Origin of the sequence: Tibeticola sediminis (assembly GCF_003843835.1) — a bacterium.
GTDB lineage: Bacteria > Pseudomonadota > Gammaproteobacteria > Burkholderiales > Burkholderiaceae_C > Tibeticola > Tibeticola sediminis.
In genome coordinates, this window is record NZ_RKQL01000003.1 from 311,095 (window position 1) to 335,189 (window position 24,095).

A 24,095-nucleotide genomic window follows, 5' to 3' on the forward strand; every position below is an offset into this window, starting at 1 on the left:
TCCTCTCAGGGTCGTGATTCCAAGGCAGGCATGGCGTTGGAGCCCAGCTCTTGGGGCAAGGGGTTTTTTTCGAGCCGCGCGAGCAAAGCACGCGCCTCTTTCTCGTGCGCCTTGACCTCGTCGAGGTTGGCTTGCACCTCGGCGAGTTGCTCCTCCAGCTGGCGCTTGTGCTCGGCGAGCACCGCGAGGAACTTGCGCAGCTGCGGCCCGGTGTCGCGCGGGCTGTCGTACATGTCGATGATTTCTTTGGCCTCGGTCAGCGACAGGCCCAGGCGCTTGGCGCGCAGCGTGAGCTTGAGCCGCGTGCGGTCGCGCGCCGAGTAGACGCGGTTGCGCCCGCCGGGGCCGCTGCGGCTGGGCCGCAGCAGGCCCATGTCTTCATAGAAGCGGATGGCGCGCGTGGTCAGGTCGAACTCGCGCGCGAGATCGCTGATGCTGTAGGTGTTCGGGTTCGTGGCCATGATCGCTGTGCAAAACCGGCTGTCAGGAACGTCGGGTTGCCCCGCGGGACGAGGCAAACGCGGGACAGTCCCCGCAGCCGAACACTCCTAGAATCCGCGTTCTCGTTGCGTTGACGTTTACGTAAACGTCAATTATGACCCACAACACCGCCGCTGCCGAGTCCCTGGCCGCATCCTCACCCTGACCCGCCGCCCACCGATGAACGAACTCGAACGCCAGCTCCACTACCCACTGGGCGACACTCTGCCCGCGCCGGGCCGCGCCATCGAGCTGCAACCCGGCGTGAAATGGGTGCGCATGGGGCTGCCGTTCGCGCTCGATCACATCAACCTCTGGCTGTTGCGCGATGCGCTCGACGGCCGCGAGGGCTGGACCGTGGTGGACTGCTGCATCAGCCGCGACGAGACAAGAGCGCAGTGGGAAGCGGTCATCGCGCACGAACTCGACGGCCTGCCCATCGTGCGCGTCGTCGCCACCCACATGCACCCCGATCACCTGGGCATGGCCTGGTGGTTGTGCGAACGCTTTGGCTGCGAGCTGTGGATCAGCGCCGCCGACTACTGCATGGGGCGGCTGGCCTCGCAGCAAACCACGGGCTTCGGCGGCGACCGCGCGGCGCAGTTCTTCACCCAGCATGGCCTGCGCGACCCCGAGGCCCAGGCCCAGATCCGCGCCCGCAGCCACTATTACCCGAACCTCGTGCCGCAGGTGCCGCCGAGCTACCACCGCTTGCTCGACGGCCAGTCGCTCTCGATTGGGGGGCACCGTTGGCGCTGCATCAGCGGCTACGGTCACGCGCCCGAGCACATGGCGCTCTACTGCGAAGCCCGCGGCCTACTGATCTCGGGCGACATGGTGCTGCCACGCATCTCCACCAACGTCGCCGTCTACGACCTCGAACCCGAGGCCAACCCGCTGCCGCTGTTCCTCGCCTCCATCGACAAGTTCCGCGCCCTGCCCGCGGACACGCTCACGCTGCCCTCGCACGGCAAACCCTTCATCGGCCTGCACACCCGCATCGACCAGTTGCACACCCACCACCATGCCCGATTGGCCGAAGTGCGGGCCGCCTGCGCGCAAGGCGCTATGAGCGCCGCCGACATCCTCCCGGTGCTGTTCCCCCGCACCCTCGACCTGCACCAGACCACCTTCGCGATGGGCGAGGCGATCGCGCATCTGCATGCGCTGTGGTTCGCCGGCGACCTGCAGCGCGTGCGCGGAGCCGACGGCGTGTGGCGCTTTCATGCCACCGGCGCGAGCTGAATCAGTTCCAGCGATGGCGCGCGAGCGACTCGTTCAACCTTGCCTCAAACCTGCTCGCTAGAGCAACTCCACGCCAAAGCGGCGAACCGCGAGCGCGAACAAGCCGAAGCAAACCACGGTGATGATGACGCAGGCCAACAACGAGGGCCAGAAACCGATGCGCGGCAGGAGTACCGGAAATGCGAGGAACATGGGCAATGTCGGGACGACATACCAAAACGTGTACCACGCATGGTTGGCGATTTTTTCTTGGGGCTGGCCTTCAAGGTACAGCCAGATCAGCGCAAGAATCGTCACAAGCGGCAGCGCCGCGACCAAGCCACCGAGTTTGTCGCTGCGCTTCGCAAGCTCTGAGACGAGCACAACGACTGCGGCCGAAAGCAGATATTTTGTGATGATCCAGGCCACGACTCCTCCAAAGGTGTAAGGCAACGCGAAACCCGTCCCTCTCGAACGCAATGTCGGGTTTCCCAGACCCCATCGTGCGCGATGCGGCTTGAAACTGGTTCGTGCCGGAGCAATCGGCTGCCTCAATCTTCCATCACCACCGCCTGCCGCCGCAGTTCGGCGCGCAAAGCGCGGTGCTCGGGCAGCACCGAAGCGACGACCGCCCAGAAGCGCGGGCTGTGATCCATGTGCCGCAGGTGGCTGAGTTCATGCACCACCACATAGTCGATCAGCGCGGGCCGCAGTTGGATGAGGCGCCAATGCAGCCGGATGCTGCCGTCGGCGCTCGCGCTGCCCCAGCGCGTGGCGGCATTCGATAGCGCCAGGCGCGTCGGCCGCACGCCCAGCTGCGGCGCGAAGTGCGCCAGCCGCTCGGTGAAATGCAGCCGCGCCTGTTGCTGCAGCCAGCGCTGCACCACGGCTTGCAGCCGCGCGGGCTCGACTTCGGGCGGCAGCCCCACGCACAAGCGGGCGCGCTCGCCGTGGGCGCGGGCCGTCTCTAGCGTCGCCGCCAGCCCCGCCGTGGGCGGGCAGCCTCCAGGGGCGGCGAGCCACACCGGCACGCGCCGCGCGCCCACGGACGCGCGCCGGTCGCAGTCGAGCGCGACTGCATCGCCCAACAGCGGCAGCGGTGCGCCATCGCACCATGTTTGTCGCGCGGCGTTGCGCTCGGTCTGGCGAGCCTGCACCTCGACCTGCTTGCGCAAAATCCAGTGCGCCTTGTCCTGCAACACCGCTTCGACCTGCGCCAGCGACACCCCAATCGGCGCGCGCACGCGCAGACCCTGCGGGCTCAGGCTCAAGCCGATGCTGCGCCGCCGCGCGCGCTCGAGCACATAGGCCACGGGGCGCCCTTCGAGCAGCACCAGGCGCGCGCCCGGCACGAGCGCTTCGGACGCAATCAACGCTTCTTTTTCAGGAGCAAGAAACGAGGTTTTGACGCCGGCATCCTGCGGTTTTTCCCCAAAATCCGGCAGCCCCCGAGGCGCCGCCAGCGGTTCGCCCACGAGCCAGTCCAGCGCGCGTTGCAGCGGGTTGTGCATCGTCAGGCTTGAGCCGGCGGCAGGCCGTAGGCTTCGGGGTCAATGCGGCGCATCTCGGTCTCGATCCAGGTCTCGACCTCCTGCAGCAGCTCCTCCGGGTCGCGGCCGACGCTCGGGATCGGCGCGCCGATGGAGACATCGACGAGGCCGGGCCGTTTGATGAACGCCTTGCGCGGCCACACCTTCGCCGAGTTGACCGCGATCGGAATCACCGGCGCGCCCGTGGCCACCGCCAGCCGCGTGCCGCCGCTCTTGTACTGGCCCTTCTGGCCGCGGGGGATGCGGGTGCCCTCGGGGAACATGATGATCCAGATGCCTTGCGCGAGCAGCTTCTGCCCCTGTTCGACCACCTTGCGGAAGGCCTGCGCACGCTGTCCACGATCGATGTGAATCATGTCGAGCCGGCCGATCGCCCAGCCGAAGAACGGTACGTAGAGCAGTTCCTTCTTGAACACGAAGGCCAGCGGGTGGGGCATGATGACCGGCAACAAAAAGGTCTCATAAGTCGACTGGTGCTTGACCAGCAGGATCGCCGGGCTCGTCTCGCCCGTGGGCAGGTGTTCCATGCCGTGCACGCGCCAGCGGATGCCGCAGATCACCCGCGCCCCGACGATCACCAGCCGCAACCACGCGCGAGCCACCCGGTACAGCGGCAGGCCCCGCACGCCCACGGCCGCGCCCGCAAGGATCACGAGCGCATACGGAATCACGGTCACGAACATCCAAACGGCGTGGATCAAGGAACGTATCAAAGCCATGCCGAAAACTCCTCAAAACCGGGAACGCTCAGCGGCCAGTGGCCGCCAGCAAATGATTGACCACCGCCTCGAGGCTGTCGAAACGTGTCGCGTCGATCGGCGCCGCTCCGTCCGCGTGCCACACGCCGTGGACCCGCAAGCCCGCGGCAGCCGCCGCCTGCGCGTGGCGCTCGGTCGACGAGACGACGTTGACGTCCTCGGGCTCGAGCGCATAGCGCTCGACGAGGTCGCGAAACAGACCGCCCGACGGGAAGGCGCAATCGCAATCGTCCTCTGGGGCGTGCGGGCAAAAGAAAATGGCGTCGATCCGCCCGCCCAAAGCGGCCAACCGGCCCAGGATCTGCGCATGCATCGCCTGCACGCTGCCCATGTCGAACAGGCCGCGCCCGAGGCCTGAGAGCTCGAGCGCCAGCGCCACCCGATAGCCGGCATGGTGCAGCCGGGCCGCCGCTTCGAGCGCCCCCGGCAAGGCCTGCCACGCCGCAACGCCCCCGGTCGGTTCCTCGACCGGCGAGCACAAGACCCCGTCGCGCTCGAGAACGATGAGCTTCATGCCGCTGATTATGGCAACCCCGCCGCCGCTGCAGCCGGGCCAGGCAGAGGCAAGCGCTCCACCGTGTAGCCGCGCACGAACACGCCCCACCACCGCCCGCGCACCCGCTGCAGCGACAGCTGCGCACCCACCGGCACGCCGGCAGCGGCCGGGTCATCAACCCGCATCCGGTAGGGCCGCGACTCGCCGGCAAGCCGCAGATACCAGTCGACGCCACCGGCGCTGCGCGTGCTCGGCGCCACCGGCCGCGCGGCCAGCAGTTCCGCCTGCACCGCCGGCACGGGTTCGAGCTGCGCCCGGTTGAACTCGCGCGCCGCCATCGCCGCGGCGCCGCCTAGCCACAGCACCACCCAAATCCCAGCCAACCCACGCGCCAGCCAGCCACGTCGCTTGGCGATCCAGGCCAGCGCGATCAAGCCTACGGGCGTGAGCAGCCACGGCGCGAAGTAAGCCCAGACGTCCGCAACCCTTTCGACGACGGGCGCGGGCTCGAGCGGCCACAGCGGCTCGGCCGCCGCCGCGCCATCGTCGACACGCAGACCCCAGCGCACCGCCATGAACACCAGCGGCGGCAACAGAGCCAGCCACAGGGCGCGCGAACGCAGCCCTTCCCCGCCCCGTGCGTCGGCGCTCACGCGGCCAAACGGGAGAGATCGGCGACCTGGTTCATCGCCTGATGCAGCCGCTTGAGCAGCCCCTGCCGGTTGAGCCGCAAGTCCAAGGCCTCGGCGTTGACCATCACATCGTCGAAGAAGGCGTCGACCGGCCCGCGCAGCGCCGCGAGCGTGCGCAAGGCGCCGGTGTAGTCGCCCGCTTCGAACAGAGCGCGTGCTTCGGGCTCGAGCCGCAGCATCACCTCGTAGAGCGCGCGCTCGGCGTCCTCCTGCAGCAAGGCCGGGTTCACATGCGGATCGACATCGCCCGCCTTCTTGAGGATGTTGGCGATGCGCTTGTTGGCCGCTGCCAGCGCCGCTGCCTCGGGCATGGCGGCAAACGCCCGCACCGCAGCGAGCCGCCCCGGAATCTCGGCCAGCCGCTGGGGCCGCAGCGCCAGCACCGCATCCACTTCGCTGCTGCGGTAGCCCTGCTCGCGCAGCAACCCGGCGATGCGCTCGAAGATGAAGGTCTCGAGCTCGACCGTGGCCCGGCTGCGGTCAAACCCTTCGATGCCGGCGAACACGCGCGCCGCCGCATCCAGCAAGGCGTCGAGCGCCAGCGGCAGCGCCTTCTCGGTCAGCATCCGCACGACGCCGAGCGCATGGCGCCGCAAGGCGTAGGGGTCTTTCTCGCCCGTGGGCAGATTGCCGATGCCAAACATGCCCGAGAGCGTCTCGAGCTTGTCGGCCAGCGCCACCACAGTGCCCACGGTGTTGCGCGGCAAGGCGTCGCCCGCAAACCGCGGGCGGTAATGGTCCTCGATCGCGTCGGCCACCGTCTCACCCAGCCCATCGGCGAGCGCGTAGTAGCGGCCCATCGTGCCTTGCAACTCGGGGAACTCGCCGACCATGTCGGTCAACAAATCGGCCTTGGCCAGTTGGGCGGCGGTGTCGATCGCGCCGGTGGTGTCGGCGTCGAGGCCGAGCTGCGCCGCCACTCCTGCGGCAATCGCGCGCACGCGCTCCACCCGCTGCCCCTGCGTGCCGAGCTGGTTGTGGTAGACCACCTTGGCCAGGCCCGGCACCCGGGCCGCCAGCGGCATGCGACGGTCCTGCTCGAAGAAGAACTTGGCGTCTGCCAGCCGCGGCCGAACGACCCGCTCGTTGCCGCCGATGACGGCGCTCGGATCGTCGGGCGTGATGTTGCTGACCACCAGAAAACGGTTCGTCAGGCGCTGCTCCCCGTCGACCAACGGAAAGTATTTCTGGTTCGCCTTCATCGTGAGGATGAGGCACTCTTGCGGCACTTCGAGGAAGGCCTCATCGAAGCCGCAGACGAGCACGTTGGGCCGCTCGACCAAACCGGTCACTTCTTCGAGCAGGGCTTCGTCCATCAACACCTCAAAGTTCGGCCCGAGCTGCTCGGCCGCGCGGGCGAGCTGCTGCGTGATGGCAAAGCGCCGGTCGTCGAAGCGGGCGATCACCGCCCCGTCGCGCAACAGGGTTTCGGCATAAGCGTCGGCATGGGGCAGTTCGACCGGATCGACCGCCGCCTCGAAGCGGTGCCCGTGCGTGTGCCGCCCCGCCGTCAGGCCCAGCGCCTGCACGGGCACGACCGCATCGCCGTGCAGGGCGACGAGTCCGTGCGCGGGGCGAACGAAATGCACCGTGCTCCAGCCCGGCAAGGCGCAGTCGCGCTCGAGCTGATAGCTCATGACTTTAGGGATCGGCAAATTCGCGATGGCCTCGTTGAGCGCCTTTTGCAAACCGACGTCGAGCGAGGCGCCGGTGACGAGGCTGTCGTAATACAGCGCCTCGGCCTTGCCGTCGCTGGCACGCCGCAGCAGGTTCAGCACGCGCTCGGGCTCGCTGACATCGACGCCGAGTGCGGCGAGCTTTTTCAGCAGCGCGGGCGTCGGCCGACCCGCAGCATCGAGCCCGACCGAGACGGGCATGAGCTTTTGCTGCACGGGCTGGTCGGCCGCCTTGCGAAAGACATGCGTGATGTGCGCGGCCAGCCGGCGCGGCGACGCGAAGGGCGTGGTGACCGAGTCTTCGGCCAGCAGCCCTTGCTTGCCCAGCGCGTCGCGCAACCCTGCGGCAAAGGCTACGCCCAGCCGGCGCAGGGCCTTCGGTGGGAGTTCTTCGACGAACAACTCGACGAGTAGGTTTTCGGTGGTCATGGTGTTCGGTCCTGCCGCTCAGGCGGCGTGTTCTTTTTTGGGCAGCTGCGCCACCCATTCGCGCGGCGCCATCGGGAAGTCCAGGCGCTCTCGGCTCTCGTAGTAGCTCTGCGCCACGCTGCGCGCCAGGTTGCGGATACGGCCGATGTAGGCGGCGCGTTCGGTCACCGAAATCGCGCCGCGGGCGTCGAGCAAGTTGAAGGTGTGCGCGGCTTTGAGCACCTGCTCGTAGGCGGGCAACGCCAGGCGCTGTTCCATCAGGTACTTGGCCTGCTTCTCGTGCGCGGCAAAGGCCGAAAACAGGAAGTCGACGTCGGAGTGCTCGAAGTTGTAGGCCGACTGTTCCTGCTCGTTTTGGAGGTAAACGTCGCCATAGGTCAGACGCCGTCCGTCCGGACCCTCGGTCCACACCAGGTCGTAGACATTGTCCACGCCCTGCAGATACATCGCGAGCCGCTCGAGGCCGTAGGTGATCTCACCCGTGATGGGCCGGCAATCGATGCCGCCCACTTGCTGGAAATAGGTGAACTGGGTGACCTCCATGCCGTTGAGCCAGACCTCCCAGCCCAGACCCCAGGCGCCGAGCGTGGGGTTCTCCCAGTCGTCCTCGACGAAGCGGATGTCGTTCTTCTTCAGATCGAAACCCAGCGCCTCGAGCGAGCCCAGGTAGAGCTCGAGAATGTTGGACGGCGCGGGCTTGAGCACCACTTGATATTGGTAGTAATGCTGCAGCCGGTTGGGGTTCTCGCCATAGCGGCCGTCTTTCGGGCGACGGCTCGGCTGCACATAGGCCGCGCGCCAGGGCTCGGGTCCGATCGCGCGCAAGAAAGTCGCGGTGTGGCTCGTGCCCGCGCCGACTTCCATGTCGTACGGCTGCAGCAGCGCGCAGCCCTGCTCGCCCCAGTAGGACTGCAGTTTCAAGATGAGTTGCTGGAAGGTGAGCATGGTGACGAAGGACGCACCCCGCGCAGGGGCCGTCTCAATTGGGGAGATGATCCGTTGGAATCCGCCAGCGCCCGACATCGCGGCGGTCGAAGGCTCGAATTTTAGGCGACACCCCGGGGGCGGCGGCTCCACAGGGCGACCGCGAGCAACACCCCGAAGCACACCAGCGCCAGCGGCCACAAACCCCAGGCCGCAACCCAGCGCGCATAGGGCGTGCGCCCCACGCGGCCGTCGAAGCGCGCCTCGAGCACGCCGCGGGTCAGCGGCTCGAGCATCGCCTGCACGCGCCCGCGGTGGTCGATGACGGCCGTGACGCCGGTATTCGTCGCGCGCAACATGGGACGCTCGAGTTCGAGCGCGCGCAGCCGCGAAATCTGCAGATGCTGGGCCAGCGCCACGGTGTCGCCAAACCAGGCGATGTTGCTGAGGTTCACGAGCGCCGTCGGGGCCGCGTCCGCGCGCGCAAAGCGCACCGCGAGTTCCTCACCAAACAAATCCTCGTAACAAATGTTGGGCGCGAGTCTCTGACCCTCCCACTCGAAGGCGCTCGCCTGCAAGGGCCCGCGCCGGAAGTCACCCAGCGGGATGTGCATGAGATCGACGAACCAGCGGAACATCGGCGGGATGAACTCGCCAAACGGCACCAGGTGATGCTTGTCGTAGCGGTAAGGCTGCGCCCGGCCGGGAGCAAGACCCAGCGCCGAGTTCGTATAACCCTCGACCGGATTGCCCAGCGGGAGCCCGATCAGCGCGGCCTGCTCGCCCTCGGCAAAGCGCCGCTCGAGCGCGTCGAAGTAGCCCGGCGGCAACTGCTCCGGCAAGAGCGGGAGGGCCGTCTCGGGCGCCACCACCAGCGACGCGCGGCTGTCGCGCAGCCGCTCGCCGTACCACTGCAAGGCATCGACAATGCCGCGCGCGGGCTCGAACTTCTCACCCTGCTCGATGTTGCCTTGCAGCAGCGCGACCGACATCTCGCCCGCCGAACGCGTGAACGCCGGGCTTGCCATCGGCAGCAGCGCCACCGCGGCGACCCCGGCCAGCAGCCGAACCGCCGTGCCCACGCCGCCCCCCCGGCCCGCGCGGATCGCGCCCGCCAAGAGCGTCGCCACCACCGCCGCGAGCGCGCCCATGCCGTAAACCCCAAGCCACGGCGCATAGCCGGCCAGCGGCCCATCCACATGCGCATAGCCACCCGCGCCCCAAGGAAAACCCGTCAACAGCCGCCCGCGGGCGAGTTCGGCCAAGGTCCAGGCGGCCGCAAAAATGAGAGCAGCACCGCTCCATTTCATGCCGGGAAACCGCCAAAAACACACGGAAACGACCGCGCCGGCGAGCGCGTAATACAGCGCCAGGCCGCCCGCGAGCGCCCCAACGGCGGCGACCGCCAGCGGCGCCGCAAGGCCACCATACACATGCATGGAGATGAACAGCCACCAGAAAGTCGCTGCCAGCGCCGAAGTGGCAAACACCCAGGCAAGCAGCGCCCCCCGCGCCGCGGCCCGCACCCACCCCGCCGGGGCCTGGTCCGCATCCGGCGTCGACACGCCGCGCAAGCGATCGACGAGCCAACCGAGGGCGACGAGCTGCAAGCCCCAAACCGGCTGACCGAGCCCCGGCACCGCAAGCGACCACGCATGCAAGCAGCCGGCACCGGCTGCCCACGCCAGAACGCCGGGGCTCAGCCCGCGGCCGACGGCGCCTTCAGCGACCCGCCCGCCGGTGCTCATGGCTCGCAGCCGCACCCGCGGCAGAGGTCACCGGGCTGACCTTGAACCACCGCACCGCACCGCCGCGCGTGTGCAGCACGGTAAAGCGCAGGCCTGAACGCTCAAACCGCTCCCCGCGACGTGGAACGTGGCCCATTTCATGCGCGATCAGCCCCCCGATCGTCTCGAAACGGTCATCCGCATCGGGATCTTGCAACGTCACGCCAAAGGCCTCCTCGACGCGCTCGACCGGCGTGTCTCCGTTGACGCGCGAACTGCCGTCGGCCATCGCGTAGATGTCGACCGTCTCGTCGTCGGCCTCGTCGAATTCATCCTCGATCTCGCCGACGATCTGCTCGAGCACGTCCTCGATCGTGATCAAGCCCGAAGTGCGGCCAAACTCGTCGACCACCATCGCCAAGTGGTTGCGGTTGTGCCGAAAATCCCGCAGCAAGTCGTTGAGCCCCTTGGTTTCCGGGATGAACAGCGCGGGCCGCAGCAGCGCCCGCAAGCTGAGCTCTGGCGCGCGCTGCAGCTTCAGCAGGTCTTTGGCCATCAAGATGCCGATGATGTTTTCACGCTCGCCCTCGAAAACCGGGAAGCGCGAATGCCCCGTGTCGATCACCTGATGCAACAGTTCATCGAACGGCGCGTCGATGTCGAGCAAATCCATCCGCGGCGCAGCCACCATCACCTCGCCCGCCGTCATCGACGCCATGCGGATCACGCCTTCGAGCATGGCCCGACTCTCGGCGTTGATCACGCGGTTCTCCTCGGCCTCGGCCAAGGTCTCGATCAGTTCCTCAGGAGAGTCCGGGCCCGGGTGGATGAATTCAGCCAAACGCTGCAGAAACGAGCGCTTGTCTTCCCGTTGGGGCGAGCGCTCGGGGTGCGGATCGGACACGGATGGGGGTGCAGGACCTGCGGTTGTTGCGACGGCGCTTAGGATAGCGCAATCACCGACCGGTGCCACGGGGCGCGCAGCCGGGGAGACGCCTCAGAGGCTGAGAGGGAATCGCCGGCGCACCGCGCTCCAAGCCGCGGCCCACCAATGCCGCAGTCGGCCCCGCTGCTCGGCGACGCGGTCGGCAAACTCGTCCTCGAAACGGGCCGGTGGCAACTCGAGCATGGCCTCGCTCTCGGAGCCGTCGCGCACCACCCGTGCGCCCGCACTTCGGGCAATGTGCAGCATGGGCGCGTTTTCCGACAGCGCGTGGATCAACATCCGCTGGGCCCCTTGCGTGCGCGCATGGACGACCGCGCGCTCGAACAGCCGCTTGCCCAGCCCCTGCCCTCGCGCCTCGGCGGCCACCGACACGCCGTATTCGACCGCGAGCCCACCCGAGCGCTGGTACAGATACGCCAAGTGCGCCATCGCGATGATTTCGAGGTCGGGCCCTTCGACGCCATAGACCTCGTCACGCCCGAAATCAAGGCCCGCCACATACGCACCGATATGCGCGTCGGTCGCCGGATACCCGAAGCGCAGATACCGATCCTGCGCGCCGAGGGCCAGCAAGTGCCGCAGCAGCGCCGGTCGATCTTCTTCATGGAGCGCCCGGATCGGCCAAGCCGCGCGCGAAGCCGCCGGGGCCAGAGCATCGGCGACGTGGGGAGCTGCGGAAAGCAAAGGATCGGACATGGCGCAAGAATAAGGGAAAACCCTAGGCAGCGCGGCCTAATTCCCGAATCCAAGGCCGGAGAGGGGGATTTCGGCAGGCCCTTTGATCCGGTCGATGACGAAGCCCGTCTTGCAGTCCTGGACGCTCGGATGTCGCAACAGCGCGTCCATCATGAACCGCGAGTACGCCGCCATGTCCGGCACCACGAGTTTGAGCAAGACATCGACTTCCCCCGCCAAAGCCACGCACTCGACGACCTCGGGCCAAGCCGCGACGCTGGCCCGGAAAGCCTCCATCGGCGTGTGGGCCGCGGGCACCGCCTGTTTTTCGAGACGCACCTGCACGTACGCCGTCAAGCCCAAGCCGAGCCGCTCGGCCCGCAGGAGGGCCGCGTAGCGCTCGATCACCCCCATCGCCTCGAGGCGGTGCACACGGCGCAAGACCGCACTGGCCGACAAACCCACGCGCGTGCCGAGGGTTTCAAAGGTGGCGCGTCCGTCGCGCTGGAGCCACTCCAGGATGGCCCGGTCCAGTCGGTCCGGCGGTTGAAACTCGCTCATGCAATCCATCTTACGGGAAGCGCGGCGCTGCGGGCAGGTCTTCGGCGAAGCCAACGACGGGCTGGTACCGACATGCTCGGCTCGCCTGGGCACGCATCTCGGCGACACTGTTCGCGCACCAGGAGGAGCTCGACGCCAACCTGCTCGCACGGCTGGAACTGCTGCGACACCCCAATCTCGAGCCCGAAGCTCGGCAGCGCGCGCTCGCAGAGCTCGAAGCCGATCTTCCCGAGCCGCTGCGTGCAGGCCGCGCCGAGTCGGTACGGCATCTGGAGGTGCTGTCACTCGAACAATCGCTGCGCGCGCAGCGGGCCAGTCCGCAAGAGCGCTTCGAGCAACGCGCGGCAAGGTTTGGCGTCGAGGTCGCGACCCGATTGATGCGCCTGGACGAAGAAGAGCAGGACTGGAACCGGCGGCTCGATGCCTACGCAGCCGCCCTGCCGTCCGCGCGCACCGAGCAGGAACGCGCCCGACTGCAGGAACATTGGTTTACGCCCGAGGAACGGCTGCGTCTGGAAGCGGCGCTCTCAGCGCGCAGCCAACATTGACCGCGCGCTTGCTGCAGGGGACGCGCAGCTTTCCTGCGTCACGACGCGCGACAAGCCACACAGACGCCGCCATCCTGTTCGCACTGCCGCCTACAGTACGAGGCGTACGCTGCGCCACACACTGAGGAGTCGCCATGAATTCCGCCACACCCCTTGCCCCTGCCCCCCGCACCGACGCGTCCTGGGACAACCCCATGGGAACCGCCGGCTTCGAATTCATCGAGTTCGCGGCGCCCGACCCGCTGGCGATGGGTCAGTTGTTCGAGCGCATGGGTTTCGCACCGGTCGCGCGACACCGCCATAAGAACGTCACGCTCTACCGGCAGGGTGACATCAACTTCATCATCAACGCCGAAGCAGACTCCTTCGCCCAGCGCTTCGCCCGCCTGCACGGGCCCAGCATCTGCGCCATCGCGTTCCGAGTCGAAGACGCCAAGCGGGCCTACGAAAGAGCCCTCGACCTCGGCGCCTGGGGCTACGCGGGCCAAGCCGGGCCGGGCGAACTCAACATCCCCGCCATCAAGGGCATCGGTGACAGCCTGATCTACCTCGTCGATCGCTGGCGCGGCAAAGGTGGCGCCCAACCGGGCGACATCGGCAACATCGGCTTTTACGACGTCGATTTCGAGCCCCTGCCCAGGACGCACGGCGCGCAAACGCTGTCGCCGCGCGGCCACGGCCTCACGCACATCGACCACCTCACCCACAACGTCCATCGCGGCCGCATGGCCGAATGGGCCGAGTTCTACGAGCGGATTTTCAATTTCCGGGAAGTCCGCTATTTCGATCTCGAGGGTCAAAAGACCGGAATCAAGAGCCGCGCGATGACCAGCCCCTGCGGCAAGATCCGCATCCCCATCAATGAGGAAGGGAACGACACCCCGGGGCAGGTGCAGGAATACCTCGACCGTTACCACGGCGAAGGCATCCAACATGTCGCGCTGGCCAGCGACGACCTCTATGCCTCGGTCGATGCGCTGCAAATGCAGGGCATCCGGCTGCTCGAGACGAGCGAAACCTATTACGAACTCCTCGAGCGGCGCATCCCGAACCACGGCGAGGACCTGCAAGCCCTGCGCCAGCGCAACATCCTCGTCGACGGGAAACGCGGCGCCCTTTTGTTGCAGATCTTCAGCGAAAACCTGCTCGGCCCGATCTTCTTCGAGTTCATCCAGCGCAAAGGCAACGAGGGCTTCGGCGAAGGAAACTTCAAAGCCCTTTTCGAAACCATGGAACTCGACCAAATCCGCCGCGGTGTGCTGGCACCAGACACCCCTTCGTCCTGAGCGATGGCCACCGCTGGCGGGCCAGGCTCGTCTCGGGGGGCCGTACACTCCAGGTCCATGCATGCCGCTGAGCAGATCCGCGCCGCCATCGCGGGCGTCATGAGCCTGCGCGAGGCGCACGTCCTGTCCCCGGCGCTCGGGGAGGCCATCCACGCCATCAAAGGCCTGCAGGCCCGGCGTTTTGCCCACACCTATGCCGACCTTGCCGCCGACCCTGTCTACGCGCCCGCAGTCTCATTTTTCTTGACCGAGCTCTACGCCGACCGGGACTTCCGGGAGCGTGATCTCCAGTTCGGGCGCATCGCCGGCGCGCTGGAGCGGTGGCTGCCGCCCGCGGCCACCGAAACCGCCGTCGCACTGGCCGAACTCCATGGCCTCAGCGAGCGACTCGACCACGAAATGGCCCTGGCGTGGTTACAACAATCGGACACCACCCCGGCCGCGGAACGCTACGTCGAAGCCTGGCGCCGCGTCAGCGCACCCCACGAGCGCGGGCACCAGCTCGAACTGGTACTCGCGCTGGGTCGCGAACTCATCGGCCTCACCCAGACGCCGGGCCTCCTGTTGCTGCTCAAAGCGATGCGCGGCCCCGCGAAAATGGCTGGTCTGGCTGCCTTGCAAAGCTTTCTGGAAACCGGCTTTCACACCTTCAAAGACCTCGCATTGGTGCGGGGCCGCGCCGAGCGCTTCCTCGACGTCATCGAGCACCGGGAACGGGAATGGCTCACCCGTTTGTTCGAGTGGCCGAAGACCGAGGCCATTGCCGTGCTCACGCCCGCGATCCAGGCGACCGAAGCGCCAACCCAGAATTGAAAAAGCCGACTCGAAGTCGGTTTTTGAATTTGGTTGCGCGAGGAGGATTTGAACCTCCGACCTTTGGGTTATGAGCCCAACGAGCTACCAGACTGCTCCATCGCGCGATAGGCTAATATTATATCACGCGCTGGCGTTCTCGGCAGACCCGGCGGCGGTTTCGGGACGATCCACCAGTTCCACCAAGGCCATCGGCGCGTTGTCACCGACGCGGAAGCCCATCTTCAGGATGCGGGTGTAACCACCCGGACGAGCCTTGTAGCGCGGGCCCAGTTCATCGAACAGCTTGGTGACCATTTCGCGGTTCCGAAGCCGGCTGAAGGCCAAGCGGCGGTTCGCAACGCTCGATTCCTTGGCCAAGGTGATCAGCGGCTCGACGACGCGGCGCAGTTCTTTAGCCTTCGGCACGGTCGTTTTGATGACTTCGTGCTCCAGCAGCGAGTTCATCATGTTCCGCAGCATCGCTTGGCGGTGCTCGGAAGTGCGGTTGAGTTTTCGGAGTCCGTGTCCGTGACGCATGTTTGATCCTTTCAATCGAGTGGTTTTATTTTCACCGCGGCCGTATCAGGTACCGCGACGCGCCCGGGCCTACGGCCCGGACGATTTCGACATCAACGCCGGTCCAGACCCGCAGGCGGCCAGTTTTCCAGCTTCATCCCCAAGGTCAGCCCGCGTGAGGCGAGCACTTCCTTGATTTCGTTGAGCGACTTGCGCCCAAGGTTCGGGGTCTTGAGCAGCTCATTCTCGGTGCGCTGAATCAAATCCCCGATGTAATAAATGTTCTCGGCCTTGAGGCAGTTCGCCGAGCGTACCGTCAGTTCCAGTTCGTCGACCGGACGCAGCAGAATTGGGTCGAATGCGGCCGAAGCGCTGCGCTGAGCCGGCGCTTCGAAGGCGCTGAGAGCGCCGCCCTCGAGCTGTGCAAACACCGCGAGTTGCTCGACCAGAATCTTGGCCGACGCGCGCACAGCGTCCTCTGCACTGATCGCGCCGTTCGTCTCGATTTCCAGCACCAGACGATCGAGATCGGTACGTTGCTCGACGCGCGCACTCTCGACGGTGTAGCTGACCCGCTTGACCGGCGAAAACGAGGCATCCAACAACAGGCGCCCCATGACCTTCGGCGCTTCATCGCCGTAGCGACGCAGGTTGCCGGGGACGTAGCCGCGGCCCTTCTCGACCTTGATCTGCATGTCGAGTTTGCCGCCCTGCGACAGGGTCGCAATGACCTGATCGGGATTGACGATTTCGACGTCGTGCGGGGTTTGGATGTCGGCTGCGGTCACCACGCCTTCGGTGTCCTTGCGCAGACTCAAGGTCACCTCATCGCGGTTGTGGAGCTTGAACACCACGCCTTTGAGGTTCAACAGGATGTTGACCACATCCTCTTGCACGCCGTCGATCGACGAGTACTCGTGCAGCACGCCCGCGATCGTCACTTCGGTCGGGGCGTAGCCCACCATCGACGACAGCAACACGCGACGCAAGGCATTGCCCAGCGTGTGGCCATAGCCCCGCTCGAAAGGTTCGAGCGTGACTTTGGCGCGATGGCCGCCGAGCTGCTCGACGTTGATCGTTTTGGGCTTCAGCAAATTGGTTTGCATTCAATCTTCCTCTCAATACCCCCGGCTCGTTACACCGGTAAGGCTGACTAACACGCACAGGGCCAAGGCATGCGCCAGGGCCCTGTGCAACCGGATCGGTTGAACGCGAGGATCAACGCGAATACAACTCGACGATCAGCGATTCGTTGATGTCGGCGCCGAACTCATCGCGGTCCGGCACCTTCTTGAAAACACCTTGGGCCTTCGCGACATCGACTTCCACCCAGGCCGGGAGACCGACCTGCTGCGCGAGCTGCAGTGCCTCGACGACACGCGTCTGCTTGGCGGCTTTTTCGCGCACCGCAATCACGTCGCCGGGCTTGACCATGTACGACGGGATGTTGACCGTCTGACCGTTGACCGAAATGGCCTTGTGCGAGACCAGCTGCCGAGCCTCGGCTCGCGTCGAGCCAAAGCCCATGCGGTAGACGACGTTGTCGAGACGGCTCTCGAGCAGCTGCAACAGGTTCGAACCCGTGTTGCCCCGACGGCGGTCGGCTTCGGCGAAATAGCGGCGGAACTGCCGTTCCAGGACGCCATACATGCGCTTGACTTTTTGCTTCTCGCGCAACTGCCGCCCGAAGTCCGAAGTCCGCTGCCCGGAGGTACGGCCGTGCTGACCGGGCTTGGAATCGAACTTGCACTTATCCCCGATCGAGCGACGCGCGCTCTTGAGGAACAGATCGGCGCCTTCGCGCCGGGAAAGTTTGCCCTTAGGACCAATGAAACGTGCCACTTGCTTTTCCTTTGTTCATCTGCCGCGACGACAGCCGCGGGAGCCAGGCCCGATCGGACCTGGCGGTGGACTTGTGTGAAGAATCAAATCCGGCGCCGCTTCTGCGGACGGCAGCCGTTGTGCGGGATCGGCGTCACGTCGGAAATCGAGGAAATCCGGATCCCGAGTGCGGCCAGGGCGCGAACCGAAGACTCGCGGCCAGGACCGGGACCCTTGATCTCGACGTCGAGATTCTTGATGCCCTGCTCCATCGCGGCGCGTCCAGCCACTTCCGATGCCACCTGGGCGGCAAAGGGCGTGGACTTCCGCGACCCTTTGAAGCCCTGACCACCGGAGGATGCCCAGGACAAAGCGTTGCCCTGGCGATCGGTGATGGTGATGATCGTGTTGTTGAAGGATGCGTGCACGTGCGCGATGCCATCCGCAACGTTCTTGCGAACCTTTTTGCGAACCCGAGCCGCCGCGCTGCTGGAGGGGGATTTAGCCATGATTGCCTTTCAAACCGAATTACTTCTTGAGTGCAGCGGCGCCCTTGCGCGGACCCTTGCGCGTCCGGGCGTTGGTGCGCGTGCGCTGGCCGCGAACCGGCAGGCCGCGGCGATGACGGAAACCGCGATAGCAGCCGATGTCCATCAAACGCTTGATGTTCATCGTCGTTTCGCGGCGCAGATCCCCTTCGATGGTGAACTGCGAAACCTGATCGCGGATCTTCTCGATTTCAGCGTCGGTCAGATCTTTGATCTTCTTCGAGTAGGCGACGCCGGCGGCGTCGCAGATTTTCCGCGCACGGGTGCGGCCGATGCCATAGATGGCCGTCAGACCGATTTCGGCGTGCTTGTGCGGCGGGATGTTGATACCAGCAATACGTGCCATGTTCGTCCTTCAATGCCTAATGATCAGCCTTGGCGCTGCTTATGACGCGGATCCGAGCAGATGACTCGCACCACGCCTTTGCGCTTGATGATCTTGCAGTTGCGGCAAATTTTCTTCACCGAAGCCGAAACTCTCATTTTCTTCTCCTAGAACCTTCAAATTGAATCTGCGGCACCTCAACGGGCCCTGAACACGATGCGCGCCCGCGACAAGTCATATGGCGTGAGCTCCACGGTGACCTTGTCTCCCGGAAGGATGCGGATGTAGTGCATCCGCATCTTGCCCGAAATGTGCGCCAGCACCACATGGCCATTTTCCAACTTCACTCGGAACGTGGCGTTCGGGAGGTTCTCGATGACCTCCCCCTGCATCTGGATGACGTCGTCCTTCGCCATACGCGCTTCAACCACCGAGCGATGTTTTGAAATTAGCCTTCTTGAGCAAGGACTCGTACTGCTGCGACATCAGGTAGTTTTGAACTTGGGCCATGAAGTCCATCGTCACCACGACGATGATCAGGAGCGAAGTCCCGCCAAAATAGAACGGCACGTTGTACTTGAGGATCAGAAACTCTGGCAACAGGCAGACGAAGGTGATGTAAATCGCCCCCGCCAGCGTCAATCGGGCCAGGATCTTGTCGATGTACTTGGCCGTTTGCTCGCCCGGCCGAATCCCAGGAACGAAGGCGCCGCTCTTCTTGAGGTTGTCTGCGGTCTCGCGGCTGTTGAACACCAACGCCGTGTAGAAGAAGCAGAAGAACACGATCGCGGCCGCATAGAGCGTCACATACACCGGCTGCCCGGGCGCCAGGGCCGCTGCGATATCTTTCAGCCACCGCATCGACTCGCCCGCGCTGAACCAGTTCACCACCGTGGCCGGCAACAAAATGATCGACGACGCAAAAATCGGCGGAATCACACCGGCCATGTTGAGCTTCAGCGGTAGGTGAGACGCCTGCCCCCCATAAACACGATTGCCCACCTGGCGGCGTGCGTAGTTCACGAGGATCTTGCGCTGGCCGCGCTCAACGAACACCACGAACCAAGTCACCAGGAAAACGATCGCGACAATGAAGATGGCCGCAAGGATGCTCATCGCACCGGTTCGGACCAATTCCAGCAAGCCCCCGATCGCGTTCGGCAAGCCCGCAGCGATGCCAGCGAAGATCAGGATCGAGATCCCGTTGCCCAACCCGCGCTCGGTAATCTGCTCGCCCAGCCACATCAGGAACATGGTCCCCGCCGTCAGGCTGACCACCGCCGTCAACCGGAACCCGAGCCCCGGGTCGATCACCAAGCCAGGCGAAGCCTCGAGCGCGACCGCAATCCCAAAGGACTGAAACAGCGCCAACGCGAGCGTGCCGTAGCGGGTGTACTGCGTGATCTTGCGACGGCCGGCCTCGCCTTCTTTCTTGAGCTGCTCGAACGTGGGCACGACATAGGTCAACAGCTGCATGATGATCGATGCCGAGATGTACGGCATGATCCCCAACGCGAACACCGTGAAACGCGACAGCGCGCCACCCGAGAACATGTTGAACAGGCTCAGGATGCCGCCCTGCTGCCCCTTGAACAGCTGCGCCAGCTGATCGGGATTGATCCCCGGGACCGGAATGTGCGCACCGATCCGGTAGACCACGAGGGCCAGCAACAGGAAAACCAAACGACGACGAAGATCGCCGTACTTGCCGGTTTTCGCGAGCTGTGCGGAAGAAGTCGCCACGATGGAGCCGATCCCGATTAGGCGACCTGACCGCCGGCAGCTTCGATTGCCGCCTTGGCACCCGCAGTGGCGCCGATACCGATCAATTTCACCGGACGAGTGAGCGTGCCGGACTTGATCACCTTAACGACCTTGGCGATGGCGTTGACGGCACCTGCCTGCTTGAGGGCGAGCATGTCCACCTCGGCCAGGCCGAGTCGCTCGAGCGTCGTGAGCGTGACCTCGGCATTGAACTTCAGCGATTGCGACTTGAAGCCACGCTTGGGGAGCCGACGCTGCAGCGGCATCTGACCGCCTTCGAAGCCGACTTTGTGATAGCCGCCCGCGCGGGACTTTTGCCCCTTGTGGCCGCGGCCAGCGGTCTTGCCCAGGCCGGAGCCGATACCGCGGCCCACGCGACGCTTGGCGTGACGCGCGCCCTCGGCGGGCTTGATGCTATTGAGTTCCATGTTCAGCCTCTCAAAGAACCTTGACCAGATAGCTGATCTTGTTGATCATCCCGCGCACTTCGGGGGTGTCCTTGAGCTCGCGAACGCTGTTGAGGCGGCGCAGACCCAGACCCCGAACCGTCGCGCGGTGCGACTCTTTGCAGCCGATGGGGCTGCGCACGAGCTGCACCTTCACGGTTTGTTGTGTCGTCGTCATTTTTCGTATCCCCTCGTGTTCAGGCGAACAGGTCTTCGACCGACTTGCCGCGCTTGGCCGCCACCTTGGACGGGGTGCTGCAGTGGCGGAGCGCGTCGAGCGTGGCGCGAACCATGTTGTAAGGGTTGGAAGAGCCGTGGCTCTTGGCCACGATGTCGGTAATCCCCATCACTTCGAAGACGGCGCGCATCGGGCCGCCCGCGATGATGCCCGTACCCTTGGGGGCCGGCACCATCATGACTTTGGCAGCGCCGTGCTGGCCAAACACCGTGTGATGGATCGTCCCGTTGCGAAGCTCGATCTTCTTGAGGTTGCGGCGCGCCTCTTCCATCGCTTTCTGCACGGCGACAGGCACTTCCTTCGACTTGCCTTTGCCCATGCCGACGCCGCCATCGCCATCACCCACGACGGTCAAGGCCGCGAAGCCGAGAATACGGCCGCCCTTGACGACTTTGGTGACGCGGTTGACCGCGATCATCTTCTCGCGCAACCCATCCTCGGGACCGTCGCCTTGGGTTCTCGCCTGAAATTTAGTAGCCATTGCTGTATCCCATCCGTTAGAACTGCAGACCGGCTTCGCGAGCCGCTTCAGCCAAAGCCTTCACGCGACCGTGATAGGCAAAGCCGCTGCGGTCGAAGGCAACCTTTTCGATCCCGGCGGCCTTGGCCTTCTCGGCGATGCGCTTGCCAATCAAGGCGGCTGCGTTGGTGGTTGCACCCTTGCCGCCGGCTCCGATTTCGGCGCGAACTTCCGGCTCGACGGTGGATGCCGAAGCCAGGACACGCTTGCCGTCGCCGGAGATGACGCTGGCGTACATGTGCAGATTGGTCCGATTGACGGTCAGTCGAGCCACACCCTGCTCCGCAATGCGGATGCGGGTCTGACGCGCACGGCGAAGACGTTGCTCTTTTTTGGTCAACATGGTGCCGCTCCTTATTTCTTCTTCGTCTCTTTGATGACGATCTTCTCATCCGCGTAACGGATGCCCTTGCCCTTGTAGGGCTCGGGGGGACGGATCGCGCGAATCTCGGCGGCAATTTGGCCGACGCGTTGACGGTCCGCGCCCTTGATCACGATCTCGGTCGGAGCCGGCGTCGCCACCGTGATGCCCTCGGGCATCAGCTTGTCGACCGGGTGCGAGAAGCCCACGGACAGGTTGAGCTTGTTGCCTTGCGCCTGCGCCTTGTAGCCCACGCCCACGAGGCTGAGCTTTTTCTCGAAGCCTTTGCTGACGCCGACGACCATGTTGTTGACGAGCTGACGCATCGTGCCGCTCATCGCATCGGCTTCGCGCGAAGCATTCGCCGGCGCGAAGGTGATCTTTCCGGCCTCGAGCTGGATACGAACCAGCGGATGGCAGGCCAGGCTCAGGGTGCCGCCAGCGCCCTTGACGCTGACGACCTCCGGGTTCACGGTCACGTCCACACCTGCGGGAACGGTGACCGGCATTTTTGCTACACGGGACATTTCTATTCCTTCCGGGAGTCCGCGATCAGGCGACGTAACAAAGAACTTCGCCGCCGACGCCGGTGGCGCGCGCTTTGCGATCGGTCATGACGCCTTTGGGGGTCGTGACGATGGCAACACCCAGACCGTTCATCACGGAGGGGATCTCGTCGCGGCCTTTGTAAACGCGCAGCCCAGGACGGCTGACGCGCTCGATGCGCTCGATGACGGGCTTGCCGTCGTAGTACTTGAGGGCGATTTCGAGCTCGGCTTTGCCGCCTTCGCTCTTGACCTTGTAGTCCTCGATATAGCCTTCGTCCTTGAGAACCTTGGCAATCGCCACTTTCACTTTGGAAGAAGGAATCTGGACCGTCGCCTTCGACACCATCTGCGCATTGCGGATGCGGGTCAACAGGTCGGCAATGGGATCACTCATGCTCATGTCAAATCTCCTGCCGTTTACCAGCTAGCCTTGATGACGCCCGGGATGTCGCCCGCGAACGCGAGCTCACGGATCTTGGTGCGGGCAAGACCAAACTGGCGGAAGGTGCCGCGCGGCCGGCCGGTGATGGCGCAACGATTGCGCTGACGCGTCGGGTTGGCGTTGCGCGGGAGCTTCTGCAGCTCGAGACGTGCGGCGGCACGCTCTTCTTCGCTGCGCTTGGCGTCGCCGGCAATGGCTTTGAGTTCCGCGTACTTTTTGGCGTACTTGGCGACCAGTTTTTCTCGTTTGAGCTCGCGCTCAATCAGTGCTTTCTTTGCCACGGGTCACCTCAGTTCTTGAACGGGAAACGGAAGCCAGACAACAGCGCCTTGCACTCGTCGTCGCTTTTCGCGGTAGTCGTGATGCTGATGTTCAGCCCGCGCAGCGCGTCGACCTTGTCGTATTCGATCTCGGGGAAGATGATCTGCTCTTTGACCCCGATGTTGTAGTTGCCCCGACCGTCGAAAGCACGGCCGGAAATACCACGGAAGTCACGCACACGCGGCAGCGCAATCGTGACGAAGCGGTCGAGGAATTCATACATGCGCACGCCACGCAGGGTCACCATACAGCCGATCGGCTGACCTTCGCGGATCTTGAAGCCGGCGATGGCCTTGCGCGCCTTGGTCACGACGGGCTTTTGACCGGCGATCTTTGCCAGATCGTTGACCGCGTTGTCCATGACCTTCTTGTCGGCAACCGCTTCACCCACACCCATGTTGAGCGTGATCTTGGTGATGCGAGGCACTTCCATCGGGGACTTGTAGCCAAACTTAGCCATCAGTTCCGGAGCGATTTTTTCGCGATAGAGCTTTTGCAGTCGTGCCATGATCATGCCGCCTTGATTTCTTCGCCCGTGGACTTGAAGACACGCACACGCGAGCCGTCGGGCAGAGTCTTGATACCGACACGGTCAGCCTTGCCCGTGGCAGCGTTGTAGATCGCCACATTGGACTGGTGGATCGGCATGGCTTTTTCGACGATGCCGCCAACCGTGCCCTTGAGCGGGTTCGGCTTGACGTGCTTCTTGACGAGGTTCACACCCTCGATCAGCAGATGCGAGTCGTCGACGCGGGACGTCACGGTTCCACGCTTGCCCTTGTCGCGCCCGGCGATGACGATCACCTGGTCGCCCTTACGAATCTTGTTCATGGTGCGCCCTTACAGAACTTCGGGAGCCAGGGAGACGATCTTCATGAACTTCTCGGTCCGCAGTTCACGCGTGACCGGGCCGAAGATGCGGGTTCCGATAGGCTCGAGTTTGGCATTGAGCAACACAGCTGCGTTGCCGTCGAATTTCACCAGGGAGCCGTCGTTGCGACGGATGCCCTTGGCGGTGCGCACCACGACGGCGTTGTAGATCTCGCCTTTTTTGACGCGCCCACGCGGAGCCGCCTCTTTGATGCTCACCTTGATGATGTCGCCAACACTGGCGTAGCGCCGCTTCGAACCGCCCAGCACCTTGATGCAAAGGACGGACTTGGCGCCCGTGTTGTCGGCCACGTCTAACCGGGTTTCAGTCTGGATCATGTTGATATTCCCAACTTGTACCTGTTGCGCCCCTGGGGACGCGCCAGATCAGTCTTGGGCCCGTCGTCCACACCCCGAACCACTCGAGGTGTTTGTGCTGGGCAGATGTTTGTTCGCCAATAAAGCGAAGCCACATATTATGGCACCAAAAAAGAAGTGGGTCAAACATTTGTTTGAGTCCAGTACCTTTGGCGCTCGGGTTGATGTTGCAGGAGGAAGGGTAGCGGGGAACGCTGGCCGAGGGTGTGGTGCGGCGCTCGGCGTTGTAG

35 protein-coding genes and 1 tRNA gene are annotated in these 24,095 nt (G+C 64.8%); 4 read left to right on the forward strand and 32 right to left on the reverse strand.

Annotated features, from left to right (window positions below; all coding sequences use genetic code 11):
- Positions 1-5: 5 nt before the first annotated feature.
- On the reverse strand, positions 6-461 hold the full coding sequence (locus EDC62_RS08415; protein ID WP_124222580.1) for a MerR family transcriptional regulator: 456 nt from the start codon (positions 459-461) through the stop codon (positions 6-8).
- Between the two features lie 199 nt (positions 462-660).
- Here EDC62_RS08415 and EDC62_RS08420 point away from each other — a divergent pair, with 199 nt between their 5' ends.
- Positions 661-1,725: an MBL fold metallo-hydrolase gene (locus EDC62_RS08420; RefSeq protein WP_124222582.1), complete on the forward strand. Its 1,065-nt coding sequence runs from the start codon at positions 661-663 to the stop codon at positions 1,723-1,725.
- A 57-nt stretch (positions 1,726-1,782) separates the two neighbouring features.
- On the opposite strand, the gene EDC62_RS08425 is transcribed toward EDC62_RS08420, so the two are convergent.
- From EDC62_RS08425 to EDC62_RS08475, 11 genes are all read right to left on the reverse strand, one after another.
- A complete protein-coding gene (locus tag EDC62_RS08425; protein WP_124222584.1) occupies positions 1,783-2,133 on the reverse strand; it encodes a DUF3147 family protein in 351 nt (116 codons plus the stop codon).
- Between the two features lie 122 nt (positions 2,134-2,255).
- On the reverse strand, positions 2,256-3,215 hold the full coding sequence (locus tag EDC62_RS08430; protein ID WP_124222586.1) for a M48 family metallopeptidase: 960 nt from the start codon (positions 3,213-3,215) through the stop codon (positions 2,256-2,258).
- Positions 3,216-3,217: 2 nt separating this feature from the next.
- Positions 3,218-3,973, reverse strand: coding sequence for a lysophospholipid acyltransferase family protein (locus EDC62_RS08435; protein ID WP_124222588.1), 756 nt, complete (start codon positions 3,971-3,973; stop codon positions 3,218-3,220).
- A 28-nt stretch (positions 3,974-4,001) separates the two neighbouring features.
- Entirely contained in the window at positions 4,002-4,526 is a 525-nt protein-coding gene (locus EDC62_RS08440) for an HAD-IIIA family hydrolase (RefSeq protein WP_124222590.1), read from the reverse strand.
- An 8-nt stretch (positions 4,527-4,534) separates the two neighbouring features.
- A complete protein-coding gene (locus EDC62_RS08445; protein WP_124222592.1) occupies positions 4,535-5,161 on the reverse strand; it encodes a hypothetical protein in 627 nt (208 codons plus the stop codon).
- A complete protein-coding gene (glyS, locus tag EDC62_RS08450; RefSeq protein WP_124222594.1) occupies positions 5,158-7,305 on the reverse strand; it encodes a glycine--tRNA ligase subunit beta in 2,148 nt (715 codons plus the stop codon). Before glyS ends, EDC62_RS08445 begins: the two co-directional genes overlap by 4 nt.
- A gap of 18 nt (positions 7,306-7,323) precedes the next feature.
- Positions 7,324-8,250, reverse strand: coding sequence for a glycine--tRNA ligase subunit alpha (glyQ, locus tag EDC62_RS08455; RefSeq protein ID WP_124222596.1), 927 nt, complete (start codon positions 8,248-8,250; stop codon positions 7,324-7,326).
- A 101-nt stretch (positions 8,251-8,351) separates the two neighbouring features.
- Positions 8,352-9,977: an apolipoprotein N-acyltransferase gene (gene lnt, locus EDC62_RS08460; protein WP_124222598.1), complete on the reverse strand. Its 1,626-nt coding sequence runs from the start codon at positions 9,975-9,977 to the stop codon at positions 8,352-8,354.
- Positions 9,952-10,860: a CorC family transporter gene (locus EDC62_RS08465; protein ID WP_124222600.1), complete on the reverse strand. Its 909-nt coding sequence runs from the start codon at positions 10,858-10,860 to the stop codon at positions 9,952-9,954. The genes lnt and EDC62_RS08465 overlap by 26 nt, the downstream gene beginning before the upstream one ends.
- Positions 10,861-10,953: 93 nt before the next feature.
- Complete coding sequence (locus EDC62_RS08470) at positions 10,954-11,598, reverse strand: GNAT family N-acetyltransferase (protein WP_124222602.1); 645 nt, start codon at positions 11,596-11,598, stop codon at positions 10,954-10,956.
- A 36-nt stretch (positions 11,599-11,634) separates the two neighbouring features.
- Positions 11,635-12,138, reverse strand: coding sequence for an Lrp/AsnC family transcriptional regulator (locus tag EDC62_RS08475; RefSeq protein WP_124222604.1), 504 nt, complete (start codon positions 12,136-12,138; stop codon positions 11,635-11,637).
- A 158-nt stretch (positions 12,139-12,296) separates the two neighbouring features.
- Between EDC62_RS08475 and EDC62_RS08480 the strand changes: the two genes are divergently transcribed.
- The 3 genes from EDC62_RS08480 (at position 12,297) to EDC62_RS08490 (ending at position 14,785) form a co-directional block, all read left to right on the forward strand.
- Entirely contained in the window at positions 12,297-12,686 is a 390-nt protein-coding gene (locus tag EDC62_RS08480; RefSeq protein WP_245968814.1) for a lipase secretion chaperone, read from the forward strand.
- Between the two features lie 134 nt (positions 12,687-12,820).
- The gene (gene hppD, locus EDC62_RS08485) at positions 12,821-13,972 is read left to right on the forward strand and encodes a 4-hydroxyphenylpyruvate dioxygenase (protein WP_124222606.1); all 1,152 of its coding nucleotides are present in this window, start codon (positions 12,821-12,823) and stop codon (positions 13,970-13,972) included.
- 57 nt (positions 13,973-14,029) lie between these two features.
- On the forward strand, positions 14,030-14,785 hold the full coding sequence (locus EDC62_RS08490; protein WP_124222608.1) for an FFLEELY motif protein: 756 nt from the start codon (positions 14,030-14,032) through the stop codon (positions 14,783-14,785).
- Positions 14,786-14,815: 30 nt separating this feature from the next.
- Here EDC62_RS08490 and EDC62_RS08495 read toward each other — a convergent pair.
- The 20 genes from EDC62_RS08495 to EDC62_RS13080 form a co-directional block, all read right to left on the reverse strand.
- Positions 14,816-14,892 (reverse strand) — tRNA-Met (locus EDC62_RS08495).
- A 16-nt stretch (positions 14,893-14,908) separates the two neighbouring features.
- Complete coding sequence (gene rplQ / locus EDC62_RS08500) at positions 14,909-15,304, reverse strand: 50S ribosomal protein L17 (RefSeq protein WP_124222610.1); 396 nt, start codon at positions 15,302-15,304, stop codon at positions 14,909-14,911.
- Between the two features lie 92 nt (positions 15,305-15,396).
- Positions 15,397-16,389 carry a DNA-directed RNA polymerase subunit alpha gene (locus EDC62_RS08505; RefSeq protein WP_124222613.1) on the reverse strand — a complete coding sequence of 331 codons (993 nt, stop codon included), beginning with the start codon at positions 16,387-16,389 and terminating at the stop codon, positions 15,397-15,399.
- 112 nt (positions 16,390-16,501) lie between these two features.
- Entirely contained in the window at positions 16,502-17,125 is a 624-nt protein-coding gene (gene rpsD, locus EDC62_RS08510) for a 30S ribosomal protein S4 (protein ID WP_124222615.1), read from the reverse strand.
- 83 nt (positions 17,126-17,208) lie between these two features.
- Positions 17,209-17,613 carry a 30S ribosomal protein S11 gene (gene rpsK / locus EDC62_RS08515; RefSeq protein ID WP_124222616.1) on the reverse strand — a complete coding sequence of 135 codons (405 nt, stop codon included), beginning with the start codon at positions 17,611-17,613 and terminating at the stop codon, positions 17,209-17,211.
- A 19-nt stretch (positions 17,614-17,632) separates the two neighbouring features.
- Entirely contained in the window at positions 17,633-17,998 is a 366-nt protein-coding gene (rpsM, locus tag EDC62_RS08520) for a 30S ribosomal protein S13 (RefSeq protein WP_124222618.1), read from the reverse strand.
- A 23-nt stretch (positions 17,999-18,021) separates the two neighbouring features.
- Complete coding sequence (gene rpmJ, locus EDC62_RS08525; protein ID WP_124222621.1) at positions 18,022-18,135, reverse strand: 50S ribosomal protein L36; 114 nt, start codon at positions 18,133-18,135, stop codon at positions 18,022-18,024.
- Between the two features lie 39 nt (positions 18,136-18,174).
- Positions 18,175-18,393, reverse strand: coding sequence for a translation initiation factor IF-1 (gene infA / locus EDC62_RS08530; RefSeq protein WP_124222623.1), 219 nt, complete (start codon positions 18,391-18,393; stop codon positions 18,175-18,177).
- A 7-nt stretch (positions 18,394-18,400) separates the two neighbouring features.
- Positions 18,401-19,720: a preprotein translocase subunit SecY gene (gene secY / locus EDC62_RS08535; RefSeq protein ID WP_124222625.1), complete on the reverse strand. Its 1,320-nt coding sequence runs from the start codon at positions 19,718-19,720 to the stop codon at positions 18,401-18,403.
- Between the two features lie 17 nt (positions 19,721-19,737).
- Positions 19,738-20,169, reverse strand: a complete 432-nt coding sequence (gene rplO / locus EDC62_RS08540) for a 50S ribosomal protein L15 (RefSeq protein ID WP_124222626.1) — start codon at positions 20,167-20,169, stop codon at positions 19,738-19,740.
- Between the two features lie 10 nt (positions 20,170-20,179).
- Positions 20,180-20,365: a 50S ribosomal protein L30 gene (gene rpmD, locus EDC62_RS08545; protein ID WP_124222627.1), complete on the reverse strand. Its 186-nt coding sequence runs from the start codon at positions 20,363-20,365 to the stop codon at positions 20,180-20,182.
- Positions 20,366-20,384: 19 nt separating this feature from the next.
- Positions 20,385-20,906, reverse strand: a complete 522-nt coding sequence (gene rpsE, locus EDC62_RS08550) for a 30S ribosomal protein S5 (protein WP_124222628.1) — start codon at positions 20,904-20,906, stop codon at positions 20,385-20,387.
- Between the two features lie 16 nt (positions 20,907-20,922).
- A complete protein-coding gene (gene rplR / locus EDC62_RS08555) occupies positions 20,923-21,288 on the reverse strand; it encodes a 50S ribosomal protein L18 (RefSeq protein ID WP_124222629.1) in 366 nt (121 codons plus the stop codon).
- Positions 21,289-21,299: 11 nt separating this feature from the next.
- Positions 21,300-21,833, reverse strand: a complete 534-nt coding sequence (gene rplF, locus EDC62_RS08560) for a 50S ribosomal protein L6 (protein ID WP_124222630.1) — start codon at positions 21,831-21,833, stop codon at positions 21,300-21,302.
- Positions 21,834-21,858: 25 nt separating this feature from the next.
- Positions 21,859-22,254: a 30S ribosomal protein S8 gene (gene rpsH / locus EDC62_RS08565; RefSeq protein ID WP_124222631.1), complete on the reverse strand. Its 396-nt coding sequence runs from the start codon at positions 22,252-22,254 to the stop codon at positions 21,859-21,861.
- Positions 22,255-22,271: 17 nt separating this feature from the next.
- Complete coding sequence (gene rpsN / locus EDC62_RS08570) at positions 22,272-22,577, reverse strand: 30S ribosomal protein S14 (RefSeq protein WP_124222632.1); 306 nt, start codon at positions 22,575-22,577, stop codon at positions 22,272-22,274.
- Between the two features lie 8 nt (positions 22,578-22,585).
- Complete coding sequence (gene rplE, locus EDC62_RS08575; RefSeq protein WP_124222633.1) at positions 22,586-23,125, reverse strand: 50S ribosomal protein L5; 540 nt, start codon at positions 23,123-23,125, stop codon at positions 22,586-22,588.
- A gap of 2 nt (positions 23,126-23,127) precedes the next feature.
- Positions 23,128-23,448: a 50S ribosomal protein L24 gene (gene rplX / locus EDC62_RS08580; RefSeq protein ID WP_124222634.1), complete on the reverse strand. Its 321-nt coding sequence runs from the start codon at positions 23,446-23,448 to the stop codon at positions 23,128-23,130.
- A gap of 9 nt (positions 23,449-23,457) precedes the next feature.
- Complete coding sequence (rplN, locus tag EDC62_RS08585) at positions 23,458-23,826, reverse strand: 50S ribosomal protein L14 (protein WP_124222635.1); 369 nt, start codon at positions 23,824-23,826, stop codon at positions 23,458-23,460.
- On the reverse strand, positions 23,813-24,095 hold a 283-nt coding region (locus tag EDC62_RS13080; RefSeq protein WP_211330965.1), incomplete at its 5' end, for a hypothetical protein. The genes rplN and EDC62_RS13080, both read right to left, overlap by 14 nt.